Origin of the sequence: Halopseudomonas maritima (assembly GCF_021545785.1) — a bacterium.
GTDB classification, from domain to species: Bacteria; Pseudomonadota; Gammaproteobacteria; order Pseudomonadales; family Pseudomonadaceae; genus Halopseudomonas; species Halopseudomonas maritima.
Map to the genome: position 1 here is coordinate 1,259,799 of NZ_CP079801.1, position 19,359 is coordinate 1,279,157.

Consider the following 19,359-nt stretch of genomic DNA (forward strand, 5'->3'; position numbering starts at 1 on the left):
CGACCTCAGTCCTCGTAAGACTCGATCGGCGGGCAGGCGCAGAACAGGTTGCGGTCCCCAAAGACGTTGTCGATACGGTTCACGCTCGGCCAGAACTTGTTGGCCGCGACCCAGGGCTGCGGGAACACCGCCTCTTCACGGCTGTAGGCACGCTGCCAGTCGCCGGTGATGTCAGCCAGGGTGTGCGGTGCGTTGTGCAGCGGGTTGTCCTCTGCCGTCCACTCACCCAGCTCAACCTTGTGGATCTCGGCGCGGATGGTCAGCATCGCGTCAATAAAGCGATCCAGCTCGGCCTTGGACTCGCTCTCGGTCGGCTCGATCATCAAGGTGCCGGCCACCGGGAACGACATGGTCGGCGCGTGGAAGCCGAAGTCCATCAGGCGCTTGGCGACATCTTCCTCGCTGACACCCGAGGCCGCCTTGAGCGGGCGGATGTCGATGATGCACTCGTGCGCCACCCGGCCGTTACGGCCGCTGTACAGCACCGGATAGGCATCGCCCAGACGCTTGGCCAGATAGTTGGCGTTGAGGATGGCGACCGAGGTGGCCTGACGCAGACCGATCGCACCCATCAGGGCGATGTAGGTCCAGCTGATTGGCAGAATGCTCGCGCTGCCCCAGGGCGCCGCGCTGACCGCGCCGTTTTCCGGGTTCGGGCCATCCAGCGGCACCACCGGGTGGTTGGCAACGAAGGGCGCCAGGTGCGCCTTGACGCCAATCGGGCCCATGCCCGGGCCGCCGCCGCCGTGCGGAATACAGAAGGTCTTGTGCAGGTTCATGTGCGACACGTCGGCACCGATGTCGGCCGGACGGGTCAGACCCACCTGCGCGTTCAGGTTGGCACCGTCCATGTACACCTGACCACCGTGCTGGTGGATGATCTCGCAGATCTCGCGGATACCTTCCTCGTAGACACCGTGGGTCGACGGGTAGGTAATCATCAGGCAGGACAGGTTGTCGGCGTTGTCGGTCGCCTTCTGGCGCAGGTCCGCCACATCCACGTTGCCCTGGTCGTCGCAGTTGACCAGCACCACGCGCATGCTCGCCATCATCGCCGAGGCCGGGTTGGTGCCGTGCGCCGAGGTGGGGATCAGGCAGACGTTGCGGTGCGCCTCGTCGTTGCTTTCGTGGAACTTGCGGATCGCCAGCAGGCCGGCGTACTCACCCTGCGCGCCGGAGTTGGGCTGCATGCAGATGGCATCGAAGCCGGTGATGGTGCGCAACATGGCTTCCAGCTCGTCGATCATCTGCTTGTAGCCCTCGGCCTGCGCCAGCGGCGCAAAGGGATGCAGCTGACCAAACTCCGGCCAGGTGATCGGGATCATCTCGGTGGTCGCGTTCAGCTTCATGGTGCAGGAGCCGAGCGGGATCATCGCATGGTTCAGCGCCAGATCCTTGTTCTCCAGCGACTTGATGTAGCGCAGCATCTCGGTTTCCGAGTGGTAGCTGTTGAACACCGGGTGGGTCAGAAACGCGGAGGTACGACGCAGCGCTGCCGGAATCCCCATCTCGGTAGCGCTGACCTTGGCGTCCAGCGCGGCAACATCCTGACCGTGCGCGGCCCCGGCAAAGGCCGCCAGCAGCTGGTCGATGGTGGCGCGGGTGGTGGTTTCATCCAGGCTGACACCCAGATGATCGGCATCGATCACCCGCAGGTTGATGCGCGCGGCGCGGGCACGCTCAAGAATCTCGCGGGCCTTGCCCGGCACCTTCAGGGTCAAGGTATCGAAGAAGGTCGCGTTGCGACGCTCGATACCCTGCGCGCTCAGGCCTTCAGCCAGAATCGCGGTCAAACGCTGGACGCGCTCGGCGATCTGCTTGAGGCCCTGCGGGCCGTGGTAAACGGCGTAGAAGCTGGCGATGTTGGCCAGCAGCACCTGCGCGGTACAGATGTTGGAGTTGGCCTTCTCGCGGCGAATGTGCTGCTCACGGGTCTGCAGCGCCATACGCAGGGCACGGTTGCCGCGGGTATCAACCGACACACCGATGATGCGGCCCGGCATCGCGCGCTTGTAGGCATCACGGGTAGCGAAGAAAGCAGCGTGCGGTCCGCCGTAGCCCATCGGCACACCAAAACGCTGCGCCGAACCAAAGACCACATCCGCGCCCAGCTCGCCCGGCGGCGTCAGCAGGGTCAGGCCGAGTAGATCAGCGCCGACACAGGCCAGACCTTTCTGCGCCTGAACCTGCTCGATCAGCGGTTTGATGTCGCGGATTTCACCCCAGGTGGTCGGGTATTGGAACAGCGCGCCAAAGACCTCGTACTCGCCCAGCTTGCTGACGTCATCGACCACCACGTCAAAGCCAAAGGCCTCGGCGCGGGTCAGCACCACGGAGATGGTCTGCGGATGGCAGTCCTGATCAACGAAGAACAGGTTGCTCTTGCTCTTGGCAACCCGCTTGGCCAGCGCCATGGCTTCGGCAGCGGCGGTGGCTTCGTCCAGCAGCGAGGCGCTGGCCAGTTCCATGCCGGTCAGGTCGATGGTCAGTTGCTGGAAGTTCAGCAGCGACTCCAGACGGCCCTGGGCAATCTCTGGCTGGTACGGGGTGTAGGCGGTGTACCAGCCCGGATTCTCCAGCACGTTGCGCAGGATCACGGTGGGCGTCAGGGTGCCGTGATAGCCCATGCCGATGCAGGAGGTGAAGATCTGGTTGCGGCTGGCAACCTGCTTCAGGTAGTCCAGCACCTCGGCCTCGCTGCGCGGGCCGTCCAGCGGCAGCAGGTCATCGCGCAGAATGCTTTGCGGCACGGTCTGTGCGACCAGCGCTTCCAGCGTGTCGGCGCCCAGGGTCGACAGCATGGCTTGCTGTTCGATGGCGTCCGGGCCGATGTGACGGCGAATGAAGGCGTCGGTCTGTTCCAGCTCGACGAGGCTCGGGGTGTGGCTCATGGGGTGTACCTGTGCAAAGTGTGAAAGCAAAAAGCCCCGACGCGAATCAGGGCTTCAGCACAACAACCAGCGAATAGCGATCAGATGGAGGCGCCGTAGGCAGCCGCGTCCATCAGCTTATCCAGCTCACTGGCATCGCTCGGCTTGATCTTGAAGAACCAGGCATCGCCGTAGGGTGCGCTGTTGACCAGCTCAGGGGAGTCGGCCAGCGCGTCGTTGACGGCGACCACTTCACCGCTGATCGGCGCGTAGATGTCGGAAGCGGCCTTGACCGACTCGACCACCGCGCACTCTTCACCGGCGGCGACTTCACGGCCGACTTCGGGGCACTCGACGAAAACCACGTCACCCAGCAGGTCCTGCGCGTGATCGGTGATACCAACAGTCACGGTGCCATCGGCTTCCAGACGGGTCCACTCATGGCTGGCGGCATAACGCAGTTCGGCGGGAATGTTGCTCATGGAAATATCCTCAGGAGTTGAATCAATGCTTATTCGATGACCGACTGGCCGTTACGTACGAAGCTGGGCTTGACCACCCGCACGTCCAGCCGTTTGCCGCGAATCTCGACCTGAGCGCTGCTACCGGTCGCACGCGGCACGCGGGCCAGCGCGATGGAATAACCCAGCGTCGGGGAAAAGGTACCGCTGGTGATCTCGCCTTCGCCGACGCCGTCGACGATGACCTTCTGGTGGCCACGCAGCACAGCGCGCTCTTCCAGTACCAGGCCCACCAGCTTGGGCTGATCGCCGGCAGCTTTCTGGGCTTCCAGCGCCTGACGACCAATAAAGTCGCGCTCGGCCGGTTCCCAGGCGATGGTCCAGGCCATGTTGGCCGCCAGCGGGGAAATGCTTTCGTCCATGTCGGAGCCGTACAGATTCATGCCGGCCTCCAGACGCAGGGTGTCACGCGCACCCAGACCGCAGGGCTTGCAGCCCGCGCCGACTAGCGCCTGCCAGAAATCGGCGGATTGCTCAGCCGGCAGCATGATCTCCAGACCGTCTTCACCGGTGTAACCGGTACGACCGATAAACCAGTCACCCGACGGCAAGCCCTGGAAGGGCTTGAGATCGCTGATCAGTGCAGCGCGGTCGTCGCGGACCACCGACTTGACCAGCTCCAGCGCCTGCGGGCCCTGCACGGCGATCATCGCCAGCTCACTGCGCTCGGTCAGGGTGACGGCATAGGCGTCGGCCTGCTGGTTCATCCAGGCCAGGTCTTTCTCGCGGGTCGCGGCGTTGACCACCACGCGGTAACCATCAGCGGCCAGGTAAACGATCAGGTCATCAATAACGCCACCCTGCTCGTTCAGCATGCCGCTGTAAAGTGCCTTGCCCGGTGTCTTCAGACGGGCCACATCGTTAGCCAGCAGGTGCTGCAGGTAGGCTTGCGCCTCGCTGCCGGTCACATCGACTACCGTCATGTGGGAGACATCGAACATGCCGACCGCGCGGCGTACCTGGTGGTGCTCTTCGAGCTGAGAGCCGTAATTGATGGGCATCTCCCAGCCGCCAAAATCAACCATCTTGGCACCGGCAGCAAGGTGCTGATCGTACAAAGGGGTCCGCAGGGCCATCGCGCCATCCTTCGGTTCAGGGGTTGCAAAGGGCGAATTGTAGCCGTAAACCCGGCCGCTGTGCAGCCCGCCGATCAGTGCGCCCGACTACCACCGGTCGAGTGCGCGGACCGGCGAATCAGTACAATGACCGGCAACAGCCCGGTAGCCACCAGGGTAATGGCCGGCAGCGCCGCTCTAGACCAGTTACCCTCAGCGGTCAGGCTGTGGATACGCACCGCCAGGGTATCCCAGCCAAAGGGGCGCATCAGCAAGGTCGCGGGCATTTCCTTGAGCACGTCGACAAACACCAGCAGCCCGGCGCTCAGCAGCCCCGGCATCAACAGGGGCAAATAGACACGCCAAAACACGCTGGCACCGGAATGCCCGAGACTGTGCGCGGCCTCAGGCAAGGCCGGACGAATACGTGCCAGCGCCGTATCAATCGGGCCACTGGCCACAGCCATAAAGCGAATCAGGTAGGCCAGCAGCAGGGCAAACAGGCTGCCCAACAGCAAGGGCGCGGGCGATTCTACTCCCAGCCAGCGTTGCAGCGGCACCACCAGCTGGTTATCCGCCACGCTGAACGCAAACATGATACCCACCGCCAGCACCGAGCCGGGCAGTGCGTAGCCGAGGTTGGCCAGCGCCACCGCCGAGCGCACCCGGCGAATCGGCTGCAATCGACGCGCCAGCACCAGCAGCAGCGCTACCACTACCGTGGTGACGGCGGCGATGATACCCAGGGTCAGGGTATTACGAATCAGCGACCAATAGCGCTCATCAAAATCGTTGCTGCCGCTGCTGAACAGCCAGTAAAACAACTGAATCAGCGGAATGACAAAGGCCAGCGACAGTACCAGCAGGCAGTAGCCGGTAGCCAGCCAGCCACGTACGCCGCGCAGCTGGAACAGTGCGCTCTGGCGTGGTTTGTCACTGCCGGGAAAGCGCTTGCTGCCTTGGGCGCGGCGCTCGGCATACAGTGCCAGCAGCACAAACAGCAGCAACAGGCTGGCCAGCTGGGTGGCGGTCTGCAGGCTGTAGAAGCCGTACCAGGTCTTGTAGATGGCCGTGGTAAAGGTGTCGTAATTGAACACCGACACCGCGCCAAAGTCGGCCAGGGTTTCCATCACTGCCAGCGCCGCGCCGGCGCCAATCGCCGGTCGCGCCATCGGCAATGCCACCCGCCAGAACGCCTGCCAGGGGCTGTGCCCGAGAATCCGCGCAGCTTCCATCAAACCGCGCCCCTGCGCCAAAAAGGCGCCGCGGGCGAGCATGTACACATAGGGGTAGAACACCAGCACCAGTACAAAGATCACGCCACCGGTGGAGCGAATGGAGGCCATGCGAAAGTCGCTGCCGAGCCAACCGCGCAACGTGGTTTGCAACGGCCCGGCAAAGTCCATGATGCCGATCATGACAAAGGCCAGCACATAGGCCGGCACCGCGAAGGGCAGCATCAGCGCCCAATCCAGCCAACGTCGCCCGGGAAAGCTGCACAGACTGGTGAGCCAGGCCAGGCTTACACCCAACAGCACCACGCCGCTGACAACGCCCAGTACCAGTACCAGCGTGTTGCCCAGCAGGCGCGTCATCTGGGTTTGCAGCAGATGATTCCAGATGGTGCTGTCCAGCGTGTTCCAACTCAGCGCCAATACCAGCAGCGGCAACAGCACCAGCACGGCGCCTGCGTAGGCGACAGCGCGCCACTGGGGCTTGGCAACAATGGACGGAAGCGGCACTCAGACTCCTGTGAGCAAAAGCAGTGAGGCAAAAACAGCAACGCCCGGCGAGGCCGGGCGTGCAGTATATCGGCAAAACGGCAGTGAATCAGTGCCAGCCGACGCGATCCATCAGCATGATGGCTTCTGCCTGACGGCGACCAGCCACTTCGACATTGACGTCGTCACGCTTGAAATCACCCCAGGCGGCCACTTCTTCAGAGGGAGCAACCGACTCGTTAGCCGGGAATTCCTGATTGACGTCGGCGAACACACGCTGTGCTTCTTCGGTGGTCAGCCACTCCAGGAAGGCAACGGCCTCCTCCGCGTGCTTGGCGTGTGCAGTTACGCCGGCACCTGAGATATTTACGTGCACACCACGGTCTTCCTGGTTCGGCCAGAACAGCTTGACCGGGAAGGACGGGTCAGCCTTTTCCAGGCGGCCGAAATAGTAGCTGTTGACGATCCCGACGTCGCACTGACCGGCCGCGATGGCGTTGAGCAGCGCGGTGTCATCACCAAAGGCCGGCGTGGCGAGGTTGTTGACCCAGCCCTGCAGCACGTCGGTAGTACGCTCAACCCCAATGCTTTCCATCATGGTCGCGGTCAGCGACTGGTTGTAGACCTTCTTGGCGGTGCGCAGGCACAGGCGGCCAGCCCAGGCTTCATCAGCCAGCGCCTCATAGGTGCTCAGCTCGGCCGGATCAACGCGCTCGGTGGAGTAGGCAACGGTGCGCGCGCGCAGCGACAGGCCAGTCCAGAAGCCGCCAGCGGAGCGATACTTGGCAGGAATATTGGCGCTGATGGTCTCGGAGTCGACGGAGCGCAAAACGCCCTGCTCCTCGGCCTGCCACAGGTTGCCAGCGTCAACGGTGATCAGCAGGTCGGCCGGGGTGTTGGCGTCCTCTGCTTTCAGGCGTGCCAGCAGCGGCGCCTCGCTGTCGGTGATGTATTTGAAGGTGGTACCGGTTTTCTCGGTATAGAGATCGAATACCGGCTTGATCAGGTGGTCCTGACGGGCCGAGTAAACAACCAGTTCTCCGGCCTGGGCGACGCCACCCAGAGTGCTGACGGCCAACCCGAGGGCGGCGAGCTTGCGAATCACAGACATGAAAGGTCGCTCCGTTGCGTGTGGACAGCAGATGATAATAATTACTGTTTCAACTAGCAATGCATTCAGCTGACGCATTGCGTGGCTGAATGTTGCTGTCAGCAGCGTGCCAGGCTTGGCAGCTCGCCATCCAGCCCCATCGCCTGGCGCATGACCCGCGCCTTGAGCAGCGGCGCACGGTCAAACAGCTGCATGCCAGCATTGCGCAGCCAGCGCAGCGCCAGTGCATCGGCGTGAAACAGCCGCTCAAACCCCTCCATCGCCGCCATTACCGCCAGGTTGTTGCCCATGCGCGCTCGCTCATAACGCTCCAACACCGCCAGCTCGGCGATATTTTCGCCACGCTCGCGGGCGGCCAGCAGCACATCAGCCAGTTGGGCAGCGTCGAGAAAGCCGAGGTTCACCCCCTGCCCCGCCAGCGGGTGGATACTGTGGGCAGCGTCACCCAGCAACGCCAGCCCCGGCATGACGTAGCGTTTGGCATGGCGTTGGCGCAGCGGAATGCAGACCCGCGGATCAGCGGCTTGCACCGGCCCCAGACGACCTTCCAGCGCCTCGGTCAGCGCCAGACAAAAGGCCTGCTCGTCCAACGCCATAACCCGCTCGGCAGCATCCGGCAGCAGCGACCAGACTATCGAGCAGAAGTGCCGTCCGTCACGCGGCGGCAGCGGCAGATAGGCCAGTGGCCCACTCGGCAGAAAGCGCTGCCAGGCGGTGTCCTGATGCGGCTGAGCCAGTTCGACCGTGGTCACCACTGCGTGATGCAGATAGTCCCACTCGCGCATGGCAAAACCGGCCAGCTCACGCAGCTGCGAGCGCGCGCCATCAGCACCCAGCATCAGCGGCGCACGCAACTGACGACCATCATCCAGGTTAAGCCGCCAGCCCTCGTCTTCGCGCACCAGCCCTTGCACCCGGCTGTCGCCCAGCAAGGTCACATCGGTGTCCTGCAAGCGAGCCAGCAGTGCGTTCTGCACCTGCCAGTTCTCAACGATATGCCCCAGCCGCAGCTCGCTAAGCGATTCGGCAGCAAAGCGCACTTCACCGGTGCCCTCAGCATCCCAGACACACATGTGCCGGTAGGCGCAAAGGCGCTCGGCGGGAATCCGCTGCCAGGCGTCCACGGCGCGCAGGATCTGCTCGGACGCCGCACTCAGCGCACTAACGCGCGGATCGTAGCCCGAGGCGCTTTGCGGTTCAGGCAGCGTCACCAGCGGCTGGGCGTCCAGCAGCGCCAGGCGCAACCCCTTGTTAGCCAGCGCACAGGCCAACGCCGAGCCGACCATACCGGCGCCAACGACGATGAGGTCAAATTGTCCGCTTTGCATGCCCTACCCCTTGAGTCCCATTGCCTGCCGGGCGAAGACCGACTTCAGCGGTGCGACGATATCCATCCCCAGCAGCCCGAGGTTACGCCCCGCTGCCAGCACCGGCTTGCGGTTACTGAACAGACGCGTCAGCCCGTCACTGAAGGCGATGGTCTGCTGCTGGTCCTGGCGCTGGCGCTGCAGGTAGCCGTTGAGCAGCCCCAACTCACCCGGTGACTGACCAGGCGCGGCGCCAGACAGGGTAGCGGCCAGCGCCATCACATCCCGCAGACTGAGGTTGAAGCCCTGGCCGGCAATCGGATGCAGGCTGTGCGCCGCGTTACCCAGCACCACCAGCCCGGCGCGCACCTGCTCTTCGGCCTCGATCAGACTGAGCGGATAGCTGTGACGCGCACCGACGCGCTTGAGCGCGCCCATGCGAAAACCGAAGGCCTCTTGCAGCGCGTGCAAAAAAGCCCCATCAGACAGTGCCATCACCTCGCCAGCTTGCGCCTCGGGCCGGGTCCAGACCAGCGCACTGCGCGCAGCGGACATTGGCAGCAGCGCCAGCGGACCGCTCTCGGTGAAGCGCTCATAGGCAACGCCCGCATGCCCCTGACTGCTGGTGATATTGGCGATAATCGCGGTCTGCCCGTAAGGGCGAACCTGACGGTGAATGCCTAGCTGCTCCAGCAGCCCCGAGCGGCCGCCATCAGCCACTACCAACAGATCGCTCGCCTGCTCATGCAACTGCCCGTCCTGCTCCACCTGCAGCAACCAGCCAGTACGCGCAGGCTCGGCGCGCACGACCCGTGCTGGCGCCTGCCACTGGACGAAGCGCTCATCCAGCGCGCCAAGCAACACCCGACCCAAACGCGCATTTTCCACAACATAACCGAGTGCCGGCACACGCTCTTTCTCCGCGTGCAGACGGGTTATGCCGGGATGGCCGCGATCGGACACATGAATCTGCCGGATGGGCTCCGGCGCGGCCTCGGCCATGACACGTGGCCACACGCCAAGCTGCTCAAATAGCAGTCGACTGCCGTGGGACAGCGCCGTGGAGCGCGCATCAAAACTCGGCTGCAGCTCGCCACTGACCGGCGGCTGCGCCTCAATCAGCTCAATACGCCAACCGTGCCGTGCCGCCAGCGGCTGCAGGGCCAGCGCCAGGCTGGCGCCGACCATGCCACCGCCGACAATGCTGATGCGGCGGCTCACGCAGGCTCAGCCTCGGGCTGGCGCGCGGCGGCCATCAGCGCCTCGATCTCGTCCGGGTCCTTGGGCACCTTGGCGGTCAGCACCTCATAACCGGTCCTGGTTACCACCACATCGTCTTCGATCCGCACACCGATACCGCGCCACTTGCGCGGCACACTGTCGTCATCCGGCGAGATGTAAATGCCCGGCTCCACGGTCATCACCATGCCCGGTTCCAGCTGACGCCAGACGCCGCCGACGCGGTACTCACCGACGTCGTGTACATCCATGCCCAGCCAGTGGCCAAGGCGGTGCATGTAAAAGCGGCGATACGCCTCGCCGGCGATCAGCTCGTCAACCTCGCCCTGCAACAGACCCAGCTCCACCAGCCCGGCAGTAATAGCGCGCACGCTGGCGTCGTGCGATTCATTCCAGCTGCGCCCGGGGCCGATCACCGCCATGGCCGCCTCTTGCGCGGCCAGCACGATGTCGTAAATGGCGCGCTGCTCGGGGCTGAAGGTGCCGTTGGCCGGGAAGGTACGGGTAATGTCGCTGGCGTAGCAGTCCAGCTCGCAACCGGCATCAATCAGCACCAGGTCGCCATCGCGCACCTGCGCGCTGTTCTCGGTGTAATGCAGGATGCAGGCATTCTTGCCGGCGGCAACAATGGACGAATACGCCGGCGAGCGGCTGCCGTGGTGCATGAAGCAATGCTGCAGCTCGGCCTCCAGTTGGTACTCGTAGCAACCGGGGCGACAGAACTGCATGGCCCGCACATGAGCCTGGGCGGAAATATCGGCCGCCGCCTGCATGACCTTCTGCTCGCCGGCGCTCTTGTACAAGCGCATGTCGTGCAGCAGGTGATCCAGCGCAACAAACTCCTTGGGCGGCTGCGCGCCCAAGCGCGCCTTGCTACGAATCAGATTGATCCAGTTGGTCAGCCGGCGATCAAATTCGGCGTTGGCCCCCATGGCGTAGTAGACACGCTCGCGGCCCTCGATCAGCCCGGGCAGAATGTCGTCGATATCACTGATGGGAAAGGCGTCGTTGGCGCCATATTCGACAACCGCGCCTTCTTGCCCTGCACGATAGCCATCCCACAGCTCGCGCTCCTTGTCCTTCTCGCGGCAGAACAACACGTACTCGCCATGCTCGCGACCGGGAACCAACACCGCTACCGCCTCGGGCTCGGGGAAGCCGGTGAGATACTGAAAGTCGCTATCCTGGCGGTAGTTGTGCTCGACATCGCGGTTACGGATAAACACCTGGGCCGCCGGCAGTACGGCAATGCTGTTGGCTTCCATCTGGCTCATCAGCGCCTTGCGGCGCCGGGCATATTCCTGCTTGCTGATTCGCATCTTCACCTCAATCAATGCAGTGCGGCGGGCGGGGCGTCCTGTTGCTTATCATTGCTCTGACATTCGCTGAATACCATCAGCGTGGCCATGCGCACGTACTCCATGACCTCCATGAAATCGACTTCGTTGGCCTCGGAGTCATCCAGGTCAGATTGCACCTGCGCGATGGCAGCGAAATCACGCAGCACGCCGTCGGCCTCCTCGCTCAACTCGGCGCTGCGCTCAACCAGACCAAAGCCTGCCAGAAAGCCATCACACCATTGCCCCAAGGCGGCGGTGCGCAGATCAATACCGGCATCATCGTCGGGCAGCAGCAAGGTCAAACTGAAGCCGCTGCCAGCCAGCTCGGCGAGGCTGGCGTCATAGAGCTGGATCAGCGCCACCTTGCCGGCCTCGGAGAGAGCGCCGCGGCCGTCCAGCAGCTCCTGGGCGACATTCAGCCAGGTGGTGTGATCCAGCCGCGAACCGGCGCTCAGGCGGCCGACCAGATGGCCGTGCAGTTCAGGTGGACGACCCACCGCAGCCAGATCGCTGCAGATCTGCGCGTAACGGTCATAATCAAATACAGCGTGCGTCAAAGCCATGCGGTGCTCCCACAGAAAAACAGACGCTGCCGATCGGCGCGGATACAGGTATGCTGTCGCCGGCACCGCGTTGCAGCGGGTGAACCCAATGGGGCTATTGTGCCTGTGCGCAGCGGATGAAATCTACCGCCCGGGCCGCTGATGCAGCGCCGGCCAGCCGTCCCAAGCAGCCTCCGGCTGCGGGTTTGACCACCCTGCAGGGCGCCTCTATAGTGGCTCAACCCCCCGGGAAGACAGAATGGCGGCAATGGACGATTTGGATATCCAGGCACTGACTCAGCGTATCAGCCAGTTGATTGATCTGTGCGACCAGCTGAAACTGCAGAATCAGCACCTGCAAGCGCAGGAGCGCCTGTGGCGCGATGAGCGCGTGCAGTTAATTGAAAAGAACGATTTGGCCCGCCAGAAGGTCGAAGCCATGATTCTGCGACTCAAATCCCTGGAGCACGACTCATGAGCCAACCCCTGACCGTCACCCTGCACATCCTCGACAAGGAGTATCGCGTCAGCTGCCCGCCGGAAGAGCGCTCCAACCTGGAGCAGGCAGCACGCCATCTGGACACCACCATGCGCGACATCCGCAACAGCGGCAAGGTGGTCGGTGTCGAGCGTATTGCGGTCATGGCTGCCCTCAACATCACCCACGACATGCTCACCGGCAGCCACCAGCAAACAGCCGACCTGAGCGCCCAGCAAGCGCAGATCAGCGAACTGGTCAAACGCTTGGACCAGGCCCTGGAAGGTCATCAGGACTGACAACCCCTGGCGCCAGTCAGCGGCAGACAGTCATCGAAGTCGGCGACAAACTTCTGTATAGTGGTGTTCATCCCTGGGGTGTTGGCCAGCCGGTGATGTCCCTGAGCCGATACTCCTGTACCAGGGGAACACGCGCGGTGCCAGTGTGCATGTCCGCATGACGGAAAGCCTGAGGTATCGCCGTATTCTCCGCCTTGAACTTTCGGGTTCAAGGGCTAACCCGGCAGCGGCACTCTGGGGACTCCTTTCAGCATGAACCCGCCTGTTTCACGCTCCCAACTACGACGCCAACTGCGCCAACGGCGCCGAGCGCTTAGCCCTGCCCAGCAACACGCCGCCGCGCGCAGCTTGCAGCGGGTAATGGCGCAGGATCTGCGCTTTCTTCGCGCCCGACATATCGCCTTTTATCTGGCCAACGACGGAGAAATAGACCCGGCTCCCCTGATGCGTCACGCCCAACGGCTGGGCAAACACTGCTACCTGCCGGTCTTGAGCCGCTGGCCCCGCACAGCCATGCGCTTCCAGCGCCTGGTCAAAGGCCAGCGCTGGCAGCGAAATCGTTTTGGCATACGCGAGCCTCAGACGCAGCGCGGCCTGCAGGTCAAAGCCTGGCGCCTTGATCTGGTGCTGTTACCGCTAGTGGGGTTTGATGCAGCCGGCAACCGCCTGGGCATGGGCGGCGGCTTTTATGATCGCGCGTTCGCCTGGCGGCGCTGGCGCACTGCAACACGCAGGCCGGCCCTGCTGGGGCTGGCCCACCGCTGTCAGCAGGTAGATCACCTGCAGGGCGCGAGCTGGGATATCCTGCTCAACGCGGTAGTGACTGACCGCGCGCCGGGCAAACACTGATCCATGGCGCATTCCCTAGGTCAGGGCGCGCGCTGTAGCTCCGCTTCGGCACTACGATCAAGATAACTCTGGGTATAGCCCGTGGTCACCACCCCCAAACCGAATACGATGACCAAAACCCACAACAAATCTGGTTTGCGTCGCACGCGTTGCCTCCTGACAAATACGGCAATCTAATAATATGAATATGCGTGATGCAGCGCCCCAATTCGACTCACCGTCGCTGCACACAAAACCGCTTCCTACACCCTTGTCACACAACTGTCAACAAAAAGGAGGCCTGCATGGCCTTTTGGCTGCTAAAGTCCGAGCCGGACACCTTCTCCATCGACGACCTGCGACATCAGCAAGAGTCCCCCTGGGACGGCGTGCGCAATTACCAGGCACGCAACTTCATGCAGACAATGCAGCCCGGCGACACCTTCCTGTTCTATCACTCCAGCTGCCAACCTCCAGGGCTAGCCGGGATTGGCCGCATTACGCGTGCCCCGTACCCAGATCAGACGGCCCTGAACCCTGAAAGCCCCTACCACGACCCGCGCTGCCATGCCGAACGCTTGCCCTGGGTCGCAGTGGACGTCGCCTTCGTCGAAAAGTTCCCACGCCTGCTCAGTCTGGCTGACTTGCGTAACCTGGCCGGCCTGGAAGGGCTGGCGCTGCTGCAGCGCGGGAGCCGCCTGTCAGTTATGCCGGTAACGCCGGATCAATGGCATATCCTGCTGGCCGCCGCGCGCACCTAGCCACTGGTCTGAGTGAAAGCACTGTGCTATCACTAAGCCAACAAAGCTGGGTAACATACACAGAGTCATCACAGGGGTTAGCGGCACTGCAGGCGAAGCAATCAACGGCGACCGGGCAGGCTGCCACCTCGATTTCGCGCCAGAACAGCAACAACCTGGCCTCCGTCGTTTAGAGACTTGCCATGCCAGCACCCGCCATGCCCGCGCCAATCACACAGTTCCCACGGCTGATTTTTGCGCTGTTTTGTGTCATGGCGTTCGCTCTTTACCTGCTTTGGCAGGCACTGCTGGATGCCGAGCAGGAGCAAGCGCGCGCGCGCCTGCAGCTGGAAGCCGACGCCCTAGCCCACCAAATTCAAACCCGCTTCGAGCAGCAGGCCGCCACCCTGCTGCGCCTGGCCGAACGCTGGCCACAGCACCGCGACAATCGTGATTTGTGGCGCGAAAACGCCAACCAGCTACTGCGTGACTATCAGAATTTCCAGGCCATCGAGTGGCTGGACGCCAGTTTTCGCATGCGCTGGATCGAACCACTGAACGGCAACGAGGCAGCAATCGGCCTTATCTACCCGAGAACCCACCCCAACTACCCGCTACTCACGGCGGCCCGTGACACCAGCCAACCTCGACTAAGCAACTCGTTCGAACTGGTTCAGGGAGGACTGGGCCTGGCCTACTACATACCGCTGCACCGCATCAGCGGCGACCTGCGTCGCTTCGATGGCTTTCTACTCGGCATCTTCCGCGTCGAAGTGCTGATCAACGACCTGCTCAGCGAACTGCAGGCCACCGACCGCAGCCTGCACCTGGAGGAGCAGGGCGTGACGCTGTTCGCCTCCGAAAGCGATTACCAGGCCGCACCCTGGAGTGTTAGCAGCCCGGTCACCCTGGCAGGCAACAGTAACTTTGTGCTGGTCATGCACCCCACCCATCAATTACTCGTCAGCACCACCACCCATTTGCCGCTGATGGTAGTCATCTCCGGCACCCTGGCGGCGGCGCTGTTGTGCATTTCGCTGTTGCTTACCATGCGCGGAGCGCAGCGCAGCCAGCAACTGGCGCTTAGCAATCATCAACTCCACGCCGAAATAAAGCGCCGCCAGGACACCGAGGAAAACCTGAAGCACAATCAGGCTCGCCTGAAGTTGGTCCATGACATGACCGATCACAGTCACGACGCGCTGTTCATCATTGGTCTGGACCCGCTGGAAGTTGTCTACCTGAATCGTACCTGCTGGCAAAGCCTGGGCTACAGCGAGATTGAGCTGCGCGAAATACTGCGCATTGCGCCGGACGACGTTATGCCCGGAGCCGTCAAGTGGCTGACCGAGTTGCGCGACATGATCCACAGCCAGGGCAACGCGATTTTCCAAAAACGTATCGTTCGCCGTGACGGCAGGAGCTTTCCGCTGGAGGTCAGCGTTCGCCACCTGCGACGTATCGGTCGCGACTACCTGATTTGCGTCGGACGCGACAACAGCGAGCAGCTGCAACTGGCGGCCCGCCTGCAGCAACTATCACATCAAGACGGATTGACCGGGCTGTTCAATCGTCGCTACTTCGACAAGACACTGGTCAGCGAGTGGCGACGCCTGCGCCGCGAGCAAACGCCGCTCGGCTTGCTGATGCTGGATGTCGACCACTTCAAGCGTTTCAATGACGAGCTGGGCCACCAGGCGGGTGATGAGGCGCTGCAGCAGGTTGCCACTGCGCTGAACAGCTGCCTGATGCGCGAGGGGGACTGCGTCTGCCGCTACGGCGGCGAGGAGTTTGCGGCCATCTTGCCCGGCGCCGGCCCGCAGCAGTGCATGCAGGTGGCCGAACGGATTCACGACGCCATTGCCACGCTCGGTATTCGTCACCCCAACACTACGGTTGCCGGAGGCGTGCTCACCATCAGTGTCGGCGCCGCCAGTTTGCTGCCGCAACCCGAGTGGAGCCCACATGACCTGGTACGCCAGGCCGATACCGCCCTTTACCGGGCCAAGGCCGCCGGGCGGAACCGCTCGCAACTGGCAGTGAGCACCGCCGATCAGCCTAAATAGAGCTTGTACGCCGGATTGTCGGTTTCGTCCCAATATTGGTAGCCAATACCGTCCAACGCCGCCGGAATCAGATGTCGCTCGCCCTCGGGTACTTGTAGGCCGGCGACCACACGGCCGTAGGCAGCGCCGTGGTTGCGGTAGTGGAACATCGAGATATTCCAGCGCCCGCCCAGCTTGTTGAGGAAGTTGAACAGCGCGCCCGGACGCTCCGGAAACTCAAAGCGAAACACCTGCTCGTCGGTCACGTATTCAGCATGGCCGCCAACCATGTGGCGAATATGCAGTTTGGCCAGCTCGTTATCGGTCAGGTCCAGCACCGGGAAGCCGTCGGCTGACAGCTGCTCGACCAGCTTGTCGCGCGGATCCAGCTCGGGGTGCGTCTGTACACCCACGAAGATGTGCGCCTCGCTGCCGGTGTGGTAGCGGTAGTTGAACTCGGTAATCGCACGCTTGCCGATCGCCTCGCAAAACTGTTTGAAGCTGCCCGGCTTCTCGGGAATGGTCACCGCCAGCAGTGCTTCACGCCGCTCACCAATCTCGGCGCGTTCGGCCACGTGACGCAAACGATCAAAGTTGATGTTGGCGCCAGAATCGATGGCCACCAGTACCTGACCGCTGCACCCTTCGCGCTCGACATACTTCTTGATCCCGGCAACGCCCAGGCAGCCTGCCGGCTCGCAAATCGAGCGGGTATCGTCGTAGATATCCTTGATCGCCGCGCACATCTCGTCGGTGGTGACAGTGATGACCTCATCAACATACTGACGACATACCTCAAAGGTATGCTCACCAATCTGCGCTACCGCCACGCCATCGGCAAACAGCCCGACCTGCCCAAGCACGACCCGCTCATCAGCAGCCAGCGCGGCATGCAGACAGGCCGAATCTTGTGGCTCGACACCGATCACCTTGATATCCGGGCGCAGGTATTTAACGTACGCGGCGATGCCAGCGACCAGGCCGCCACCGCCGACCGGGACGAAAATCGCATTCAGCGGCCCCTGCACCTGACGCAAAATTTCCATTGCCACGGTGCCCTGACCGGCAATGGTGTCGGGGTCATCGTAAGGGTGAATGTAGACGTAGCCCTTTTCCTTCACCAGTTTCTGCGAATAGGCCAGCGCCTCGTCGAAGGCATCGCCGTGCAGCACCACCTTGCCGCCACGGGCACGCACCGCCTTGACCTTGATCTCGGGCGTGGTGCGCGGCATCACGATGGTCGCCTTCACACCCATGTGCCGTGCGGCGTAGGCCAGGCCCTGGGCATGGTTACCCGCCGAAGCAGCCACCACGCCGCAGGCGCGCTGCTCGTCGGTTAGCTGCGCCAGCTTGTTGTAGGCGCCACGAATCTTGAAGGAGAACACCGGCTGCAGGTCTTCGCGCTTGAGCAGCACCGTGTTGTCCAGACGTTCGGAGAGAAAGGGCGCCGGATGGACCGGCGTTTCCACCGCCACATCGTAGACAGGTGAGCAGAGAATCTTTTTAACGTAGGTTTCCAGCATGGAGGCAGTCGGCTAGCAGAGGGACGGGAAAGCGGCCAGTCTAGCGAATCAAGGCCGGCCCGACTACACGCCGGTCCCGCCAAGCCCGTATAATCGCGTTTTTTGCCCGCCCGTGACGAGGAGCCGAGATGACCCAGGACGAACTGAAACAGGCGGTAGGACAGGCCGCCGTGGAGCGCCTGCTGCCGCATCTGGATGAAAACAGCATTGTCGGCGTTGGCACCGGCTCTACCGCCAACTGCTTTATCGACGCGCTAGCCAAACACAAGCTGGCCTTCGACGGCGCCGTCGCCAGCTCGGAAGCCACCGCCGAGCGCCTAAAAAGCCACGGCATTACCGTCTACGACCTGAACGGCGTGCCGCAGCTGGACTTTTATGTCGATGGCGCGGATGAAAGCAACGAGAACCTAGAACTGATCAAGGGTGGTGGCGCGGCGCTGACGCGCGAGAAAATCGTTGCGGCCGTTGCCAAAACATTCATCTGCATCGCCGATGAAAGCAAGCTGGTGCCGGTGCTCGGCAACTTCCCGCTGCCGGTTGAGGTCATACCGATGGCGCGCAGCCACGTGGCCCGCGAGATCGTCAAACTCGGCGGGGACCCGGTCTACCGCGAAGGCTGCGTGACCGACAACGGCAACGTCATCCTCGACGTTTACAACATGTCGATTGTTAACCCCAAACAGCTGGAAGCCGACCTCAACGCCATTGTCGGTGTGGTCTGCAACGGCCTGTTCGCGGCTCGCCCGGCAGATGTACTGCTGCTTGGCACCCCCCAGGGCGTACGCACTATCGAGCGCAGCTGAGACGCGAGGCCTTGCTCACCTAATCCCCCGGCACAAAGCGATAGAACAGATTAGGCTCGCTGACCAGATACAACCGCCGCTGCTCATCCATCGCCAACCCTTCGGCCTGTGGCACCGTGTGCTCCAGGCCGTGCATGCCGCGCCATAACCCCAGCAGGCTGCGCGGATGGCTGTCTTCGTCATACTCGACCAGCATGTTTGATTCGTCGCTGAGCAGCAACAGATGCCCGGTGTCATCGTGCAGGCTCAGGGAGGACAGGTCGCGCATGAACAGCCAGGGTGAGTCCGGGGACTTCAGCTCCTCGATACGAATGGCGATCGGCGCGCCAGGCGGCGCGCCGATAAAGCCACTGACCGCCATCACACGCAAGGGGTCTCGCTCCTTGACCACCAGCAAGCGCTGCTGTCGCTGATCCCAGGACAACCCCTCAAACCCCTTGTTGCCATTGAGGTCCAGCCCTATGGTCAGACTGGGCGCGCCGGTAACGTCCAGCTCTGTGACGTCATCGGCTACCTCGACCTCGATCAGCCGCTGGGTGCGTTCCTCAGCGATCACAAAGCGGTTACCTGCCACATAGGTCAGACCTTCCATGTCGTGCACACCGTTGATGCGCACCTTGCGCAGCAGTTGGCCTTCAACCGACAGCTCCACCAGCAACGGCTCGCCGTTTAGCACCGCAAACAGCGTGCCGGTCTGCGGATTGAAGGTCAGGGCCGACACATCATCGTCCAGCCCCTTAATGGGCAGTCCCTGGATGTCGACCCGGTAGCGGTCCAGTGCCAGCGAGTCGGGGTGCGCTGGCGCCTGCTGCATCCGCCAGTTGTGCCACCAGAGCGCGTCCAGATGCAGGTAATGGATCACGGCTCCGCCCAGCACCAGCAGCATTACCAGGGCAATCAGCAACTTTTTCATCGGCGCTCCAGACGTTGATAGCCC

General features: G+C 62.8%; 18 protein-coding genes and 1 other RNA gene. 7 read left to right on the forward strand and 12 right to left on the reverse strand.

Annotated elements, in window-relative coordinates; genetic code table 11:
* Positions 1 to 5: 5 nt before the first annotated feature.
* From gcvP to HV822_RS05825, 9 genes are all read right to left on the reverse strand, one after another.
* Positions 6 to 2,891, reverse strand: a complete 2,886-nt coding sequence (gene gcvP / locus HV822_RS05785; RefSeq protein ID WP_238872801.1) for an aminomethyl-transferring glycine dehydrogenase — start codon at positions 2,889 to 2,891, stop codon at positions 6 to 8.
* Between the two features lie 80 nt (positions 2,892 to 2,971).
* A complete protein-coding gene (gene gcvH / locus HV822_RS05790) occupies positions 2,972 to 3,352 on the reverse strand; it encodes a glycine cleavage system protein GcvH (RefSeq protein ID WP_238872802.1) in 381 nt (126 codons plus the stop codon).
* Between the two features lie 29 nt (positions 3,353 to 3,381).
* On the reverse strand, positions 3,382 to 4,467 hold the full coding sequence (gcvT, locus tag HV822_RS05795; protein WP_238872803.1) for a glycine cleavage system aminomethyltransferase GcvT: 1,086 nt from the start codon (positions 4,465 to 4,467) through the stop codon (positions 3,382 to 3,384).
* 74 nt (positions 4,468 to 4,541) lie between these two features.
* Positions 4,542 to 6,173, reverse strand: coding sequence for an ABC transporter permease (locus HV822_RS05800; RefSeq protein WP_396265146.1), 1,632 nt, complete (start codon positions 6,171 to 6,173; stop codon positions 4,542 to 4,544).
* A 103-nt stretch (positions 6,174 to 6,276) separates the two neighbouring features.
* A complete protein-coding gene (locus tag HV822_RS05805) occupies positions 6,277 to 7,278 on the reverse strand; it encodes an extracellular solute-binding protein (protein WP_238872805.1) in 1,002 nt (333 codons plus the stop codon).
* A gap of 98 nt (positions 7,279 to 7,376) precedes the next feature.
* Positions 7,377 to 8,606: an FAD-dependent monooxygenase gene (locus HV822_RS05810; RefSeq protein WP_238872806.1), complete on the reverse strand. Its 1,230-nt coding sequence runs from the start codon at positions 8,604 to 8,606 to the stop codon at positions 7,377 to 7,379.
* Between the two features lie 3 nt (positions 8,607 to 8,609).
* Positions 8,610 to 9,806, reverse strand: a complete 1,197-nt coding sequence (ubiH, locus tag HV822_RS05815) for a 2-octaprenyl-6-methoxyphenyl hydroxylase (protein WP_238872807.1) — start codon at positions 9,804 to 9,806, stop codon at positions 8,610 to 8,612.
* A complete protein-coding gene (gene pepP / locus HV822_RS05820; RefSeq protein WP_238872808.1) occupies positions 9,803 to 11,143 on the reverse strand; it encodes a Xaa-Pro aminopeptidase in 1,341 nt (446 codons plus the stop codon). The genes ubiH and pepP overlap by 4 nt, the downstream gene beginning before the upstream one ends.
* Before the next feature lie 11 nt (positions 11,144 to 11,154).
* Positions 11,155 to 11,727: a UPF0149 family protein gene (locus tag HV822_RS05825; protein WP_238872809.1), complete on the reverse strand. Its 573-nt coding sequence runs from the start codon at positions 11,725 to 11,727 to the stop codon at positions 11,155 to 11,157.
* Between the two features lie 247 nt (positions 11,728 to 11,974).
* On the opposite strand from HV822_RS05825, the gene HV822_RS05830 reads away from it, so the two are divergent.
* From HV822_RS05830 to HV822_RS05845, 4 genes are all read left to right on the forward strand, one after another.
* The gene (locus HV822_RS05830; protein WP_238873550.1) at positions 11,975 to 12,184 is read left to right on the forward strand and encodes a TIGR02449 family protein; all 210 of its coding nucleotides are present in this window, start codon (positions 11,975 to 11,977) and stop codon (positions 12,182 to 12,184) included.
* A complete protein-coding gene (locus tag HV822_RS05835; protein WP_238872810.1) occupies positions 12,181 to 12,483 on the forward strand; it encodes a cell division protein ZapA in 303 nt (100 codons plus the stop codon). The genes HV822_RS05830 and HV822_RS05835 overlap by 4 nt, the downstream gene beginning before the upstream one ends.
* A 67-nt stretch (positions 12,484 to 12,550) precedes the next feature.
* A non-coding RNA gene (gene ssrS / locus HV822_RS05840) (6S RNA) lies at positions 12,551 to 12,728 on the forward strand.
* A 7-nt stretch (positions 12,729 to 12,735) separates the two neighbouring features.
* On the forward strand, positions 12,736 to 13,332 hold the full coding sequence (locus HV822_RS05845; protein WP_238872811.1) for a 5-formyltetrahydrofolate cyclo-ligase: 597 nt from the start codon (positions 12,736 to 12,738) through the stop codon (positions 13,330 to 13,332).
* A gap of 20 nt (positions 13,333 to 13,352) precedes the next feature.
* Here the strand turns inward: HV822_RS05845 and HV822_RS18155 are convergent, their stop codons facing one another.
* On the reverse strand, positions 13,353 to 13,478 hold the full coding sequence (locus HV822_RS18155) for a hypothetical protein (RefSeq protein WP_275419411.1): 126 nt from the start codon (positions 13,476 to 13,478) through the stop codon (positions 13,353 to 13,355).
* Positions 13,479 to 13,616: 138 nt separating this feature from the next.
* On the opposite strand from HV822_RS18155, the gene HV822_RS05850 reads away from it, so the two are divergent.
* Together HV822_RS05850 and HV822_RS05855 are read left to right on the forward strand one after the other, a co-directional pair.
* Positions 13,617 to 14,072, forward strand: a complete 456-nt coding sequence (locus HV822_RS05850; protein ID WP_238872812.1) for an EVE domain-containing protein — start codon at positions 13,617 to 13,619, stop codon at positions 14,070 to 14,072.
* A gap of 182 nt (positions 14,073 to 14,254) precedes the next feature.
* On the forward strand, positions 14,255 to 16,117 hold the full coding sequence (locus HV822_RS05855) for a diguanylate cyclase (RefSeq protein WP_238872813.1): 1,863 nt from the start codon (positions 14,255 to 14,257) through the stop codon (positions 16,115 to 16,117).
* Here the strand turns inward: HV822_RS05855 and ilvA are convergent.
* Positions 16,105 to 17,619: a threonine ammonia-lyase, biosynthetic gene (ilvA, locus tag HV822_RS05860; RefSeq protein WP_238872814.1), complete on the reverse strand. Its 1,515-nt coding sequence runs from the start codon at positions 17,617 to 17,619 to the stop codon at positions 16,105 to 16,107. The genes HV822_RS05855 and ilvA overlap by 13 nt on opposite strands.
* A 128-nt stretch (positions 17,620 to 17,747) precedes the next feature.
* Between ilvA and rpiA the strand changes: the two genes are divergently transcribed.
* Positions 17,748 to 18,422: a ribose-5-phosphate isomerase RpiA gene (gene rpiA / locus HV822_RS05865; RefSeq protein WP_238872815.1), complete on the forward strand. Its 675-nt coding sequence runs from the start codon at positions 17,748 to 17,750 to the stop codon at positions 18,420 to 18,422.
* A gap of 19 nt (positions 18,423 to 18,441) precedes the next feature.
* Here rpiA and HV822_RS05870 read toward each other — a convergent pair whose 3' ends face one another.
* Positions 18,442 to 19,335 carry an SdiA-regulated domain-containing protein gene (locus HV822_RS05870; RefSeq protein ID WP_238872816.1) on the reverse strand — a complete coding sequence of 298 codons (894 nt, stop codon included), beginning with the start codon at positions 19,333 to 19,335 and terminating at the stop codon, positions 18,442 to 18,444.
* Positions 19,336 to 19,359 lie beyond the last annotated feature (24 nt).